The sequence below is a fragment of the Caldimicrobium thiodismutans genome (genome assembly GCF_001548275.1).
Taxonomy (GTDB): Bacteria; Desulfobacterota; Thermodesulfobacteria; order Thermodesulfobacteriales; family Thermodesulfobacteriaceae; genus Caldimicrobium; species Caldimicrobium thiodismutans.
Genome location: NZ_AP014945.1, coordinates 1,382,498 through 1,396,774 on the forward strand (window position 1 = coordinate 1,382,498; position 14,277 = coordinate 1,396,774).

Here is a 14,277-nt window from a genome sequence, read left to right on the forward strand (position 1 = left end):
GATGAAAAGTTTTTTCGTAGGTAAAATTACTTTAATAAGAAGATTTTTACAGATAGGAACCTGGATTTTTTTCTTTGTGGTTTACTATACCTCTCATAGACAGAGTTTTTTCTTGGGTTCCTTTTATTCCTTTAAAATTGGCCCAATTCATATTGTAGATCCTTATATTTATCTTACCTACCTTTTTCGAAATCTTTTTAAACCTGATTTTTATATCTTTACCATTATGGGCTTTTTTATTCCTATTTTAATAGCCTTTTTTCTTGGAAGGGTTTTTTGCAGTTGGGTCTGCCCTTATAATTTTTTATACGAAATCCTTGAATATCTGAAAACTCTTTTTTTAAAAAGAAAACCCCTCTTTTATTTTATGACCTCATCAAGAAATAAAAAAATCTGGTTAATTATAGCCCTCTTCTTGGGAACTTTTATTTCCCCTCTTCCCTATTATCTTTTAATGCCAGGGCTTCTTTCTGTTCTTTTACATCAACTTATTCTTCACCTCTATTCCTTGATCTTATTTAGCACTCTTTTGATAATAACAATTCTTGTGATAGATCTTTTTTTCAAAAAAAGAATTTGGTGCAATTTTATTTGTCCCACAGGAATTATTTTGGGTTTAGCTAAATGGAAAAGAGGTTTGAGGGTTCTTAAAAGGGAAGATTTAACCTGTAAAGAGTGTGCCCTTTGCAGTTTTGAGTGTCCCCTTGGTTTAACTCCTCACCTTGGAAATCATTTAGAGAATTGCTATAATTGTGGTAAATGTGTAGATACCTGTATGGCTCTGCGAAAGAAAGAGAATCCTTTAAGCTTTAAAATTCTCTAAATTTATAGCCCTGGCCATAAATTGTGAGAATATATTCGGGTAAGGAGGGATCGTCTTCAATTTTATCTCTTAAATGCTTTATGTGAACATCGAGTACTCTACTCCAGTTATAAACCTCTTTATCTTTCCAAAGGACTTCTTTTATTTCCTCCCTTGAAAAGACTTTACCAGGTTTTGAAAGAAGAAGACTTAAGATAGCCCATTCCTTAGGAGTTAAAGAAATTTCTTTTCCCCGTTTGTAAATCTTTTTTCCTTCAAAATCAATTTCCAGGTCTTTAATTTTTAAGATTCTTTGATCCCTTTTGGTATAAATTTCCTTTTTTCTTAATAAGGCTTTGCATCTTGCAACAAGCTCAAGGGGTTCAAAGGGTTTAGCAAGGTAATCATCAGCCCCAAGTTCAAAACCAATAACCTTATCTGAAACTGAACTTTTAGCAGTAAGGAGAAGCACAGGTAGTAATGGATAAAATCTTTTGACTTCCTTCAACCATTCAAGACCACTTTCATCTGGAAGCATTATATCAAGAATGATTAAATCCGGAAAGTTTTTTTCAAAGAGAGCTCTTGCCTCAGTAATTGACCCTGCCTGATAGGCTTTAAAGTCTTCCAGTTCAAGAAAGGCTGAGACTACTTTCAAGATATCTGGATCATCATCAACTATTAGTATTTTCTTTTCCATATTTTTTAACTATATCTAAATAATGGGGAATTTCAATATAAAAGAGAGAGCCCCTGGAGCGACTTAGAGCACCAATGATTCCTCCATGGGCCTCAACATAGGCCTTGGTAATTGCAAGACCAAGCCCAAATCCTGTAGATTCACCTTTATAAAATTTTTCAAATACCTTATCTATTTCAACCTCACTTAGGCCCTTACCTTGATCTTCAACCTCAATTCGTATTCTTTCCTCTTTAGTGTAAGCAAAAATCTTAATAGTTCCATATAAAGGTGAAAACTTAATGGCATTATGTAGTAAATTACTCAGGATCACTCCCATTTTTTCACGATCAGCTCTTATAAAAAGGTCATCCTGAACATTAATCTCAAAAATTAAATTCTTTTCCAAGCTTAGGCCCTTTAAGCTTTCAATTACTTCATTGATAAGTTCCTTTAGTTTAAAGGAGGTTATTTCAAGATCTAAGAGATTGGCCTCGGACTTTTCAAGATCAATAAGGGCATTAAAAAGCTGAATCAGTCTTTTAAGATTTTTTAAAGATATCTCCAGAAATTCCTCTAATCTTTCATGTTCCTCTTTATTGAGTTTATCCTTTTGAAGCCCAAGGTAATGGCGAATAAAATCAAGGCTCCCTTTAATTGAAGTTAAGGGGGTCTTTATCTCATGGGCCATATGGGTAATCAAAAATTTTCTCTTTTCAAGAAGGCCCTGAAGAGTTATATTTTTCTCCTCAAGGGCTCTGGTTACCTCCTTAATACGCTCTTCCATCTTTTCTTGATAAAAATTTATTTCTCTGATAAAATTGTTAATACTTTCAATAAGTATTTGCCATTCATTAGTGACAATTTTATTACTTTTATAAGATATCTGCCCTCCTTTTCCATAAAGATTTTTTAAAATATTTAATAAACTAATAATACAATAGAGAGGTTTAAAAATAAATCTATTTGAGAGAAAAATAACAGAAAAATTTAGCCCTAAGAAGAAGATTAAAAATAGCCATAAAAAGATTTTTTTATAATAGCTAATGCGAGAAAAAGTCTCCTCAAGAGGTATAAAAATACTTATAGCTCCCCTAATTTGACCTTCTTTATATCCCTGAAGATAATGGCACTTAAGACAAGCCTTTTCAGTTTTAATAGGTTTAATAAGTCTAAAGTAGTAGTTATGATTGATTTTTTCAATTCTTGAAAATTCCTCCAGATTATTATTCATCTCAAAAAAATATAGGGCCTCTTCTTCAGTTTTATCTGGCTTATTAAAGGGATTGATATATTTAAGGCTTGTGAGCTTAAACCAATAAAGATTATTAGTGCGGGCAAGATCAGAAAGTTGACGAGTAATAAGGGCAGGATTTTGCTTAATAAGGATCCTTCCTTCCCGGGTAAGAATTTTGGTCTTTTCCCCTATTTTCTGTAAATAAGGATTTTCTTCAACCCAAGGAAGTTTTTCAACATAAATACCCCCATGTTCAGCTATCCATTTACGAGTTATAACTATCTGTTGATAAACTGTGAGAGCCTGCTTTTTTACCTGAAGCAGAAATACTTTTTCCAAATAATTAAATAGATATATTAGAGGAAGAAGTAAAAGAAAAAGGATTAATAGATTTAAAGAAAGAATAAACCTTTGAGTAATTTTAAGTTTTAAACTTTCAAGCATGCTTGCTAAGTTTTTTTTCTTATATATTTGGGCATTTTTAGATATATAAGTTTCCAATAAAAATAGACATAAAATAATCCAAAAAGAAAACTGATAAAAAGGAGAGCCAAAGTATGATCCCAGAATAAAAGGGCAGGAATGACGCTTAACATGGTTAAGGCCCAGAGAAAAGGTGAGGTCAGAGCATTTCTCAAGGTCTTATCAGCTAAAGGACCAAGAAGCCATTTGGTTATGATTTTAAAAATTATGGAATGAAGATGCAAAGCATCAGGAAGACCTGGGGAGGTCCCTTTGATAACTTTTCTTCTATAAATAGAAAAAAGGGTTTCAAAGATGGGATAAATACAGACAAGAAAAGGAAACCATGGAGAGACCTCAGGGTGTTTATTAACAAGAAGAACAGATATTTCAGCTATATAAAAACCTGTAAAATAGGCACCACTATCCCCAAGAAAAATAAAACCTGCAGGATAATTCAAAAGAAAAAAACCCGTTAATGCTCCTACAAGACTTAAAGCAAAAGTAGTTAAAAAGTAATCACTTAACTTATAACTCACAAAGGAAAGGGAAAGAAGGATTATAATAGAGACCATACTGGCAAGACCATTAAAGCCATCGATGATATTTATAGAATTTGTTACCCCAGTTACTGCAAAGACAGTAAAGAAAAAGGATATTAAAGAGATGGAAAGGGCAAGATCAATTCCAGGAAGATCTAAACGGGTAATCTTTGCAGAAAGAAAAAAAATGGCAAGGCAAGCAGAAATTCCAATTAGTCCAAGTCTCCATTTTACTTTAAGCCTACCCGTTAAGTCTTCCCCTAATCCTGCTAAAAAGGCAGGTAAAACAGCTGAATAAAGGAGAACATATTCTTTTCTAAAGGCATCTCCCTTTAAGAAGCTTAGACCGGCACAGGCCCCAAGGGCAAGAAAAAGCCCAATTCCTCCGAGCCTTGGGGCTGGCATTTGGTGTAATCTCTGGGGACCCTCGTGCAGTCCCTCAGATAGAAGTTTTCTATATTTATAACTTAACCTGATAACAAGAATTGAGGAAAAAAAGGAAATTATAAAGGCCAAAATTAAATAGTGCAACATTTTTATAAATTTAACCTGACTTTCAGAAAATTAAAGTATCCTCTCAAACTTAAGTAGCTCCAAAATTAGAGATGTGATTTTTGTTTGGAAAGAGGTTTTTTGCATAAGTTCATATCCTTAAAAGAAAAGGGATGGTTGGTAAGAGGTAAGAGGTGAGAGGTGTGAAGTGAGAGGTGAAAGGAAAAGTGGCAGAAAAAGCTTCGTTAAGTTTTAAAAGATTATAGATGTATGCACCTATATTGACAAATGGCTATAAAGGTATTAAATTTAAAAATATGCAGATTAAGAGACTATCCCAGAAGCTTAAGGCTCTTTCTGATCCTAACAGGCTTAAGATCCTCTATCTTTTAAGTATCAGGCCCTGCTGTGTTTGTGAGCTAACTCAGCTTCTCGGAGTATCTCAGCCAACTCTTACCAAACACCTTCAAAAATTAGAGCAAGCAGGCTTTATAACAAGCTCTCGGAAAAAATTTTATCAGATTTATTCTCTTGCCTTTGAGGATGAATTTACTAAAGAGCTTGTTGAGAAAATTTTGTTTGTTCTGAAAGATAGGCCTGAGATTCTCGAAACTGCTAAAAAATTAAGGGAGATACCTATTTATTGTGAGGGGGAAATTTGTGAAAAAAAGCGCTGAAAAATCTGAGAGACTATCAAGATTTGAGAGGTTACTTACGCTTTGGATTTTTTTAGCTATGGTAGCAGGAGTTTCTCTTGGTTATATTTATCCACCCATAGGCGATCTTATAAGTTCTTTGAGTGTAGGAACTACTTCTCTCCCCATAGCCCTTGGTTTAATTCTTATGATGTATCCTCCTCTTGCCAAGGTGAAATATGAGGCTATGCCACAGTCTCTGGGTTTCGCTATGATTTTGGAAAGACAGAGAGGAAAATTACCACTGGAAATGAAAAAAAAAGCTTATTTGAATCTGAAGCTTCTCGGTTTTTCTCTTTTTCAGAACTGGATTGCTGGCCCTCTGGTTATGTGGATTCTTGCTGTTCTTCTTTTAAGAGACTATCCAGGCTATATGATGGGAGTGATTCTTGTTGGACTTGCCAGATGTATTGCTATGGTGATTGTCTGGAATGACCTTGCAGAAGGAGACCGAGAATTAGCTGTAGGTCTTGTCTCCTTTAATGCTATCTTTCAGGTGCTTTTTTATGCAGTTTATATCTACCTTTTTATTACCTTAGGGCTAAAACTTATTGGCTTTGGTGAAGTTCAGGCTGAGGTTTCCATAAAAGAGGCTGCTAAAACCGTTTTTATTTATCTTGGAATCCCCTTTATTATGGGTTTAATAACAAGATATGGCAGTTTTGCACTGAAAGGAAGGGTTTGGTTTGAAAAAGTTCTTTCTCCAAAGATAAGTTTTATAACTCCTGCAGCTCTTCTTTACACCATAGTCCTTATGTTTTCTCTTAAGGGACAGTTGATTGTTGAGCTACCTCTTCATGTTTTAAGGGTTGCTCTTCCCCTTACCCTTTATTTTTTAATTATGTGGTTTGTGACTTTTTTTGTTACCTATAGATTGGGTGTGGAGTATCCTAAGGCTACAGCGGTATCCTTTACAGCAGCCAGTAATGATTTTGAACTTGCCATTGCTGTAGCCGTTGCTATCTGGGGAATTCAAAGTGATCAGGCCTTTGCAACAGTTATTGGCCCTTTACTTGAGGTGCCCATACTAATTTTTTTAGTTAATGTAGCTCTAAAGCTTAGGGAGAGACTTTATAGGGAGGGGAATTAAGGTATGGATCTTAAGCGGGAGATTAAATATCTCTTTGGGTTTGTGTTCTTTTTTGCCTTTTTTTATTTTTTTCCTGTGCCTGAGAGGATCCTTCAGGGTTTAAAGGAAGGGGCGTTACTTCTCAGCTGGTATGCTAAGGAGCATGTGCTTTTCTGTTTGATTCCTGCCTTTTTTATTGCAGGAGCCATTAGCACTTTTATTTCCAAGGAGTCCGTTCTCAAGTATCTTGGTCCGGATTCTTCCAAGGTTTTTGCCTTTCTTGTGGCTTCTATCTCCGGGACAGTGCTTGCTGTTTGTTCCTGCACTGTTTTACCCCTTTTTGCAGGGCTTTATCTTCAGGGAGCAGGAATTGGGCCTGCAACCACTTTTCTTTATTCCGGGCCTGCTATAAATGTGCTTGCTATTGTGCTTTCTGCCAAGGTTCTTGGCTTAAATATAGGTATTGCAAGGGCTATTGGTTCTATCTCAATGGGTATTTTAATCGGTGTGCTCATGCATTTTATTTTCCGTGAATCAGAAAAAAAGAGGCTTTCTGGATTTCAAGGTTTTCATGCTAAAAAAGGATTAAGCCTTGGAAAGGCAACCCTTTTTCTTGCAACCCTGGTTGCCATACTTCTTATTGCTACCTCGAAACTCTCTTTTAAATGGCTCCTTTTATATCTTCTTTATCTTCTTTTGCTTTATGAGATGAAGCTCTTCTTTGGGGTGGCTCTGAAAGGTTTAATTATTTCTTCCCTTCTTGTTATTCTTTCTTATTTTGCTACCCCTTATAAAGAGATCCCCTTTATCCTGGGGGTGATTTCAGTTTCCTATCTTGCCAATAAAAGTGGGGGAATCCTTACTGAGTGGTTTGACAATTCCTATATCCTTGCCAAACAGATTTTTCCCTTACTTTTCTTGGGGGTTTTCGTTTCAGGGTTTTTCCTTGGTGGTGTTGAAGGAGAAGGCTATATTCCAAAAAGATTCATTGAAGGCCTTCTTGGAGGAACAGGATTTATTACTCATTTTCTTTCTGCAGTAATTACTGCACTTATGTATTTTGCAACTTTAACAGAAGTTCCTATTATTCAGGGGCTTATGGCTCAGGGAGTAAAGGCAGGTCCAGCCCTGAGTATGCTTCTTGCGGGACCTGCGGTTTCCCTTCCCAGTATCCTTGTGCTCAGAGCCATAATGGGAACTAAAAGAACTCTAACCTATGTATTGCTTGTGGTTTTAATTTCAGCCCTTTATGGCTATATTTATCAAATAATCTTTGGATAAATTTAAAGGGGGGTGAAGCTATGAAAAGAGAGATTAAGGTGCTTGGTCCTGGCTGTCCAAAGTGTGAACTCCTTTATGAAAATGTGGTTAAGGCCCTTGATGAGCTTGGAATTCCTGCAGATCTTGTAAAGATAAAGGATTTTATGCAGATTGCTGCCCATGGAGTGCTTACAACTCCAGGTCTTGTAATTGATGGGAAGCTTGTTTCTCAGGGGAAGGTTTTATCAGTAGAGGAAATAAAGGAACTTTTAAAGAGTTAATTTAAATTTTTTAAATAATTTGAAACCCTTTGTAAAAAGTATTCTTTAATTTCTGGCCAGAGGGGGTCAATTTCCGGGAAAGATTCTCTTTCTCCATCCTCAAAATAGGTAAGAGCTTTGAGAAAGATGGCAGGGTTATAGTTAGAATATTTTTTCTTAAGGAAGTTAAGAAGATCTTTGAGTTCCCAGCGATGATGCCTAATTAAAAACCAGAGATCAAAGAAATCTTTTTTCGAGCCCCTTTGGGCAATGGAAATTGCTTTCATACAAGCAATATCAATGTCACATGCTATGTAAATTTTAAGTTCAGTATGGAATTTCGGTTTTTCAAGAAGGGGGTATGGATACTGGAAAAAGGAAAATTTTATTTGATGAGAGTAAATTAAGTAAAAGAAAATAAGGGTATCCCTTTTTTTTATTAACCATTCTAAGGGTAAGTTATGAGTTTTAACATCAAAGGTTATAAGATTAATTTGATACTCAGGGAAAGTAAAGAAATCAAAATCTTCAGAGGTTCTATGAGAATATTTAATAGTAAGGGCAGTTCCCCCTGCTAAGTAAAAACCCTCAGTAAGAGAGGAGTTTACTACTTTCTCTAAAGCTTCTTTTTGAGGCCTGCTCAATTTCTTCATTACTCACCTCTAAAACTAAACTCCAGAAAGACCTGTTTTCTCTTTCAAATCTATGAATATGTTTGAGAAAGAGGTTTTTAAGGAGATCTTTAGAAAAGCTTTTCAATATCCATTGAGGGTCATCATAAAGCATAGCTCTTAGGATTAACTCCTCTTCATTCTGAATTTTATCCCAGGCGAATTTTTTAAGCCTATCTTCTTTCATACCTTAAATAATTTCAATTCTTGTAAGAACTCCATGGAGTTTAGTTGCTGGAAGATCCAGAAATTTTACAAAATGGGGGCTCAATTGTTTAATCAGGGCATATAATTTCCAGATGGGGTGTCTGGTTTCAATATCTTCAAGGCCGTAAAAGATAGCTCTTTCGTCAATACCATGCTCTCTTAAAATATCTTCAACTCTTAAATATTCCATATAACCATAGGCAATTTCAAAAACTTTGGCTCCAGGGCATAATTCTTCAAGAAAGCCTGTGGTAATTCCATAGGGTTCATTTTTGCGAATAAGAGAAACAAAGATATTTTCTTCATAGATTATTCCATGGAAAAAGATAGTTTCTATAACATAAGGGGGAAAGGTATAGGGATCACGAATAAAAAATAATGCGGTTCCCTGGATTTTGGGATTATGTGCATAAAACCTTCTAAATTTATGAATGAACTCTTCACGAGATAAAAACTTCATACTCTGATAAAGCTTTTTTTGACCCTGGGTATATAGAAGAATAACAATAAAGGGGACACTTGCAAGAAGAAGTGACCAATAACCACCTTCAGAAAATTTATGAAGAGTTGAAGTAAAATAAAGGAAAGAAGTTAAAGCGGTAAAAATGGCAAGGAGAAAATATTTATAGTTTTTCTTTATAAAAAAAACAGTAATAAGAAAGATTCCTGTTATGCACATATCTGCGGTAACTGCAAGTCCATAAGCAGAAGCAAGTTTTGCTGAACTTCCAAAGAAATACATGATATAACAAACTGCTGCATAAAAGAGCCAGTTTACTGTGCCGATATAAATCTGGGAGGCAAGCTCCCGTGAAGTATATTTAACTTTAAGAATGGGTAAAAGTCTTGCAGAAATAGCTTGATAGACAATACTAAACATGGCACTTATCATAGCTTGAGAGGCGATAATAGTTGCAAAAAGGGTAAGAATAAGAAAAGGCACATACAGGTAGGAAACAAGTTTAAGACACATCTCAAAAAGAACAAATTTGGCCTGGGGATTTAAAATAAGAAAGGCACCCTGACCAAAATAGTTAATTATTAAGGCTATAAAAACAAGTTTCCAGGCCTGTTTAATAGGCCTTGCCCCGAGATGCCCCATATCTGCATACATGGCCTCGGACCCTGTAGCACAGAGAATAATCTCACCAAGAGCCAAATATCCCTTCCAGCCATTCTCTTGAAGAAATTTAATTCCATAAAGGGGATTTATAGCTTTAAGAACTTCAGGAACTTTTAAAATATAAAAAAATCCAAGAAGAAAAAGACTTAAAAACCAGAGGCACATTACAGGACCAAAGGCACCGGAGACCTTTTCAGTTCCTTTGGCTTGAAAGGAAAAAAGTAAAGTTGCAATAAAGATACTTATAATTACAATATGTAACTCAGTTAAATGAGGAACCCCAGGGATTAAGGAAATTCCTTCAACTGCACTGAGGATACTTATGGCAGGTGTTATAACACCATCTCCCATTAAAAGAGCAATACCAAGAAAATTGAGGAAAATAATCATTCCCAAAGCCCTTTTTGATTTTATAAGTGATCTTAAGATCTCTGAAAGAATTAAGGTTCCTCCCTCACCCCTCAAGCTTAAACTCATGGCAAGAACGGTATATTGAAGGGTAGGAAGAATAATAAGGGTCCAGAATATAATAGAGAGAACTCCCAGGATATTTTCATGAGTTGCAGGAAGAAGAAGGAAAACAACACTTAAGGTATAAATAGGGCTTGTTCCAATGTCTCCAAAAACGAGCCCAAGGGCCTTAATAATTTTTTGCATAGCCCTTATTTTAATACTTATTAAGGAATTTTTAAGCCCCGAATTGCCTCATTAAAAATCTATTTAAAATTTTATCGTTGCCTCATATAAAAAATCTTCTAAATCCAATTTAGATCTTCTATTTAACCTTCGCAAAAAAACTATCTATTTCACCCTTCTTAAATTTACAAGCTTAGTTCTTTAGCAAAGCTTATTTCAAAGGAAAGAGTGGGTGGAAAGGTAAAGGAGCTTTGCAGAAAGATAAGGAGATATCAGAAAATGCTTGAGAAAGCCTATTTAGAGAAAAGAGGGAATTATTTTCTGGGATAAAATTGACAATAAAAAGGTGAGGAAGGTAAAATAATTTCCTTTAGAAAATTAAAGGAGGCATTACGGCCTGAATTTGATTTTAAACCTGGAAAAGGGCTTTTATTTCAGAAGGCTTATAAACCTTTATGGTGTTTCCATCAAACATGAGCTGTTCAGGAAGGGCTCTTTCCACAAAGGATAGGGCTTGATTTATCGTTCCCTCAAGGACTTTTAAATCAATAGCTTCTTTAAAAAAACTTAGAGCCCAAAGAGAATAGAAGACAACTAAGGGATCTACTGAGGTCAAATGGTAAATAACATGTTCATGGGCTGAGATCTTTATAAGATCTTTCAGGTATTTCTGGGAAAGCCTTCCCACTCCCCAGATTATGCCTCTTTGAGCTGGTGGATACTCAAGATAGTTTCCTTCAGGCCAGATATAGGAGACATAGATCTGCAGGTATTCTCTTTTTAGGGCTTCAGAGTTATAAAGGGCTTCAGCAAAGGCCTCTCCAACTCCCCATGCCATCCCGCCTGATTCTTCATTAAGCATCCATATTAGTCTTCTTATAACAATGCGTGCCCTTTCTAAATCAAGTTCTCCAATCTGAGCCACTGTGAATCCAAAGGCATAAATGGCCTTCCAGCGAATTTCTTCCTTTGGATGCAAAAAAGCCCCAATCAAAAAGCTTACCCTTTTTCCAGGGGGATAGGGCCTGAGGGCTTCTTTTAGCTCCTCAAGCCCGGTATTTTCAAGGATTGACCAGATCTTCCCTTTTAAATAACCCTCGCTAAGCAGAACAAAGCTCCTTAACTCTCTTAGCAACTGCTCTTCCAAGCTCTACACATTCGGAAAGAACCTTTTCATCAGGCACATATTTTACCCGGATCCCTTCATGAGCAATTTCAGCTTGAATCTCTTGAAGATATTGATTGAGGAGCTTTACGGCTTCTCCACTCCAGCCATAAGATCCAAAGGAAGCTCCAACCTTTCCTCTTGGTCTAAGACCTTTCATATAGGTTAAAAAGCCTGAAACTGTGGGCAAAAAACCGTTATTTAAGGTGGGAGAACCAAGTATCAGGCCCCTTGCCTCAAGAACATCAGCCATAAGCTCTGTCCAGTCTGTAACAGAAAGTTTACACATCTTTACAGGAACTCCCTCTTCAAGGACTCCCTCCATAACTGCATAAGCCATTTTTTCCGTGCTTTTCCACATAGTATCATAAAGGATTAAAACCCTTGGATCACAGGTATAAGAGCTCCATCTCTCATAAAGGGAGACAATTTTTTCAGGATGTTTTCTCCAGATTACTCCATGGTCTGGGCAGATCATTTCAATCTGAAGATTCATCTCTTTTACTGTCTTTAAAAGTTTATTCACCTGGGGAGAATAGGGATAAACAATATTGGCATAATACTTACGAGCCTCCTGAATAAGCTCACACAAATCAACCTCATCATCAAATCTTCCGCTTGATGCATAATGGGCTCCAAAGGCATCCTGGGAGACAAGGATGCGCTCTTCAGGAATATAGGTCATCATGCTATCTGGCCAGTGAATCATAGGTGTTTCAAGAAAGGTAAGAGATCTTTTTCCCACCTTCACAGTGGTTCCTGTTTTAACCTCTTCAAAGGGATAGTTTTCTTTATGAAAATGGGCAAGAATTCCCTGTCTTGCATTTTTGGTTAAAAAAATCTTTTCAGGCTTTATAACCTCAACAATCTTTGCAAAGCCTCCAGCATGATCCGGTTCAATGTGATTTACCACAAGATAGTCAATTTTTTGAGGATCAATAACTGAGCTTACTCTTTTTAATAATTCCTCTTCAAATCCGTGTTTAACAGTGTCAAAGAGAACAATCTTTTCATCAATCAGTAAATAGGCATTATAAGTGGTGCCTCTAAAGGTAGAATACCCGTGAAAATTTCTCACATTCCAGTCAATAGCACCAACCCAGTAAAAATCCTCTTTAACCTTTACTGCTTTCATACCCCCTCCTTTTTAGAAGGTAATGATTTGATACCCTTCCTTTAAAAAAGGCCCCATTCCTGCATGATTAGCCATATCATCAAGAATCTTTAACCCCTTCTCAAGGGCAAGTTCATAAGTTCCAAATTTTTGAGAACAGGCTTTACAAATTCCTGCGATAAGATCCCTTTCCAAACATTGCCTGTAAAGTATGTTTAAAGCTGATCCCTCTTCGTATAATTCGGAAAGAAGCTTGGTTGCCTCTCCTTCAATAATAACTTTAACCTCAAATCCCAGATTATTAATATTTAAGGCATTAAGTAAGACATGAATAAAACACATTGGTTCACCACGAAAGGCAAAAAGAGCATATTTGGACATCGTGCCCTCCCTCTAAAATTAGAAATCAATGGGATAGGCCTGAGCCTATCCCCGTAATAGATTTAAAACCTTAATCTTCTGGGCTGAAATCCTCTTTTGAGGCTCCACAAACAGGGCAAGTCCAGGAATCTGGTAATTTCTCAAAGGGTGTGCCAGGTGGTATATTCTGGCTTGGATCTCCTGTCTCAGGATCATAAACATAACCACAGACATTACACTTGTATTTTTTCATAGGTTCCTCCTCTTTTTTAAAATTTTATTTCTCAGAGGGTTCGCAAACCTGGGCTCCTTCCCAATAGGCATGGAGATTACACCATTCCTTGGCAAGCACCCTGTTTGCCTTCACTGTAAATTCTGCCTCAGGGGCATCTCCAGGTTTTAAAAATTTAATATAAACTCTGTCTCCATCAGCATGAAGCTCAATCCACTCAATATAATGCTCTTCTGTCATAGGATGAGGGACACTTCCCACCTTGACCTTATAAACATCTCCATGCTTTTCAATTACAGGAACATGCTTTTCCAAGGCCGCATCAACTGTTCCAGGTTTCTGAAGCTCCATAGGTTTATTACAGCAAACAAGCTGACCTTTTCCTCCATGCATAACAAGCACAATGTTTCCACAAACCTGACACTTGTAAAGTTCTAACCTTTCTGCCATGGCGCACCTCCTTTATGGATTTTTAATTATAATAAGTCTAAAGAAAAAAATTTTCAAGTTTTTTGCAAAAATTATCACTAATTCTTTAAAATGTTTATCGGTTTTTTAACAAAAAAGCCTTTAAAGGGAGGAATAAATGTCTTTTAGTTCCTTTAACAGATCTTTAAGGAGAGTTTTAAAATACTGCTCTTCTTTCTTAGGAGCATCCTGATGGTGCTTAGATAAATTACCTTCAGGAATTTCTAAATTAGGGAAAAGTGAGGGGGTATAGGCCTCTTCTTTTTTAATCTCCCTTTTGGGTTGAAAAATTTTTTTGCGAGCACCTTCTAAGGAATAGCCCTCATCTAACAATTTTTTCAGTTGAAGCAGAAGTTCCAGTTGTTCTTTTTTATAAAAATTTCTTTTACCAATTTTATAGGGTTTAATTTCTGGGAAACGCTTCTCCCAATAATCAATGATATGAGGCTTTACATTGAGGATTTTACAAACTTCTTTGAGAGGCAAATATAGGGGATCATATTTTTTATTTACCCTTTTCATTATGGAGCTCAGCTCTTAAGGTTGGAGAGAGGTGAAAGAGCACCTTTTTAAAAGAAGGTATAGCAACTCTTTCACCGGTTTTTAAATTTCTACCCTGCCGAGGTCTGGTATAGACAGGAATAAAAGTTCCAAAGCCCGAGATCTTAATCTCTTCCGAGAGGTCGAATGCTTTTTTCATCTCCTCAAGCAAGGTCTCCACAATCTGGGAAAGCATTCTCTGGGATAGGCCTGTTCTTTCATGTAATTCTCGGAGAATTTCTTTGCGCGTAAGTTTTCCCATC

General features: G+C 36.3%; 18 protein-coding genes. 5 read left to right on the forward strand and 13 right to left on the reverse strand.

Annotated elements, in window-relative coordinates; genetic code table 11:
- Window position 1 precedes the first annotated feature (1 nt).
- Window positions 2-823: a 4Fe-4S binding protein gene (locus THC_RS06880; protein WP_068515243.1), complete on the forward strand. Its 822-nt coding sequence runs from the start codon at window positions 2-4 to the stop codon at window positions 821-823.
- Here THC_RS06880 and THC_RS06885 read toward each other — a convergent pair.
- The 3 genes from THC_RS06885 to THC_RS06895 are packed head-to-tail and all read right to left on the reverse strand — an operon-like array spanning window position 810 to window position 4,238.
- On the reverse strand, window positions 810-1,502 hold the full coding sequence (locus THC_RS06885; protein WP_068515245.1) for a response regulator transcription factor: 693 nt from the start codon (window positions 1,500-1,502) through the stop codon (window positions 810-812). The two genes, THC_RS06880 and THC_RS06885, sit on opposite strands and share 14 nt — an antisense overlap.
- Window positions 1,477-3,162, reverse strand: a complete 1,686-nt coding sequence (locus THC_RS06890) for an ATP-binding protein (RefSeq protein WP_068515246.1) — start codon at window positions 3,160-3,162, stop codon at window positions 1,477-1,479. Before THC_RS06890 ends, THC_RS06885 begins: the two co-directional genes overlap by 26 nt.
- Window positions 3,163-3,167: 5 nt before the next feature.
- Window positions 3,168-4,238, reverse strand: a complete 1,071-nt coding sequence (locus THC_RS06895) for a glycosyltransferase family 4 protein (RefSeq protein ID WP_167344333.1) — start codon at window positions 4,236-4,238, stop codon at window positions 3,168-3,170.
- Between the two features lie 242 nt (window positions 4,239-4,480).
- On the opposite strand from THC_RS06895, the gene THC_RS06900 reads away from it, so the two are divergent.
- From THC_RS06900 to THC_RS06915, 4 genes are read left to right on the forward strand one after another with little or no spacing between them, the layout of a single operon-like run.
- Window positions 4,481-4,891, forward strand: a complete 411-nt coding sequence (locus tag THC_RS06900; protein WP_068515250.1) for an ArsR/SmtB family transcription factor — start codon at window positions 4,481-4,483, stop codon at window positions 4,889-4,891.
- Window positions 4,875-5,999, forward strand: coding sequence for an ACR3 family arsenite efflux transporter (gene arsB / locus THC_RS06905; protein WP_068515252.1), 1,125 nt, complete (start codon window positions 4,875-4,877; stop codon window positions 5,997-5,999). Before THC_RS06900 ends, arsB begins: the two co-directional genes overlap by 17 nt.
- A 3-nt stretch (window positions 6,000-6,002) precedes the next feature.
- Window positions 6,003-7,259, forward strand: a complete 1,257-nt coding sequence (locus THC_RS06910) for a permease (protein ID WP_068515254.1) — start codon at window positions 6,003-6,005, stop codon at window positions 7,257-7,259.
- 20 nt (window positions 7,260-7,279) lie between these two features.
- A complete protein-coding gene (locus THC_RS06915) occupies window positions 7,280-7,519 on the forward strand; it encodes a thioredoxin family protein (RefSeq protein WP_068515256.1) in 240 nt (79 codons plus the stop codon).
- Here the strand turns inward: THC_RS06915 and THC_RS06920 are convergent.
- The 10 genes from THC_RS06920 to THC_RS06965 all read right to left on the reverse strand — a co-directional run bounded on the left by THC_RS06920 (window position 7,516) and on the right by THC_RS06965 (window position 14,276).
- Window positions 7,516-8,151 carry a nucleotidyl transferase AbiEii/AbiGii toxin family protein gene (locus tag THC_RS06920; RefSeq protein WP_068515258.1) on the reverse strand — a complete coding sequence of 212 codons (636 nt, stop codon included), beginning with the start codon at window positions 8,149-8,151 and terminating at the stop codon, window positions 7,516-7,518. The genes THC_RS06915 and THC_RS06920 overlap by 4 nt on opposite strands.
- Window positions 8,087-8,356, reverse strand: a complete 270-nt coding sequence (locus THC_RS06925) for a hypothetical protein (protein ID WP_068515260.1) — start codon at window positions 8,354-8,356, stop codon at window positions 8,087-8,089. Before THC_RS06925 ends, THC_RS06920 begins: the two co-directional genes overlap by 65 nt.
- Window positions 8,357-8,359: 3 nt before the next feature.
- A complete protein-coding gene (locus tag THC_RS06930) occupies window positions 8,360-10,156 on the reverse strand; it encodes a KUP/HAK/KT family potassium transporter (protein WP_068515261.1) in 1,797 nt (598 codons plus the stop codon).
- A gap of 388 nt (window positions 10,157-10,544) precedes the next feature.
- Complete coding sequence (locus THC_RS06935) at window positions 10,545-11,270, reverse strand: DVU0298 family protein (RefSeq protein ID WP_068515262.1); 726 nt, start codon at window positions 11,268-11,270, stop codon at window positions 10,545-10,547.
- Window positions 11,236-12,435: an FprA family A-type flavoprotein gene (locus THC_RS06940; protein ID WP_068515263.1), complete on the reverse strand. Its 1,200-nt coding sequence runs from the start codon at window positions 12,433-12,435 to the stop codon at window positions 11,236-11,238. The genes THC_RS06935 and THC_RS06940 overlap by 35 nt, the downstream gene beginning before the upstream one ends.
- Window positions 12,436-12,447: 12 nt before the next feature.
- Entirely contained in the window at window positions 12,448-12,795 is a 348-nt protein-coding gene (locus THC_RS06945; RefSeq protein WP_068515265.1) for a cytoplasmic protein, read from the reverse strand.
- 70 nt (window positions 12,796-12,865) lie between these two features.
- On the reverse strand, window positions 12,866-13,027 hold the full coding sequence (gene rd, locus THC_RS06950; RefSeq protein WP_068515266.1) for a rubredoxin: 162 nt from the start codon (window positions 13,025-13,027) through the stop codon (window positions 12,866-12,868).
- Window positions 13,028-13,051: 24 nt separating this feature from the next.
- Window positions 13,052-13,456, reverse strand: coding sequence for a desulfoferrodoxin (locus THC_RS06955; protein WP_068515267.1), 405 nt, complete (start codon window positions 13,454-13,456; stop codon window positions 13,052-13,054).
- A 120-nt stretch (window positions 13,457-13,576) separates the two neighbouring features.
- On the reverse strand, window positions 13,577-13,996 hold the full coding sequence (locus tag THC_RS06960) for a MerR family transcriptional regulator (protein WP_068515268.1): 420 nt from the start codon (window positions 13,994-13,996) through the stop codon (window positions 13,577-13,579).
- Entirely contained in the window at window positions 13,980-14,276 is a 297-nt protein-coding gene (locus THC_RS06965; RefSeq protein ID WP_068515269.1) for an HU family DNA-binding protein, read from the reverse strand. The genes THC_RS06960 and THC_RS06965 overlap by 17 nt, the downstream gene beginning before the upstream one ends.
- Between the last annotated feature and the right edge of the window lies 1 nt (window position 14,277).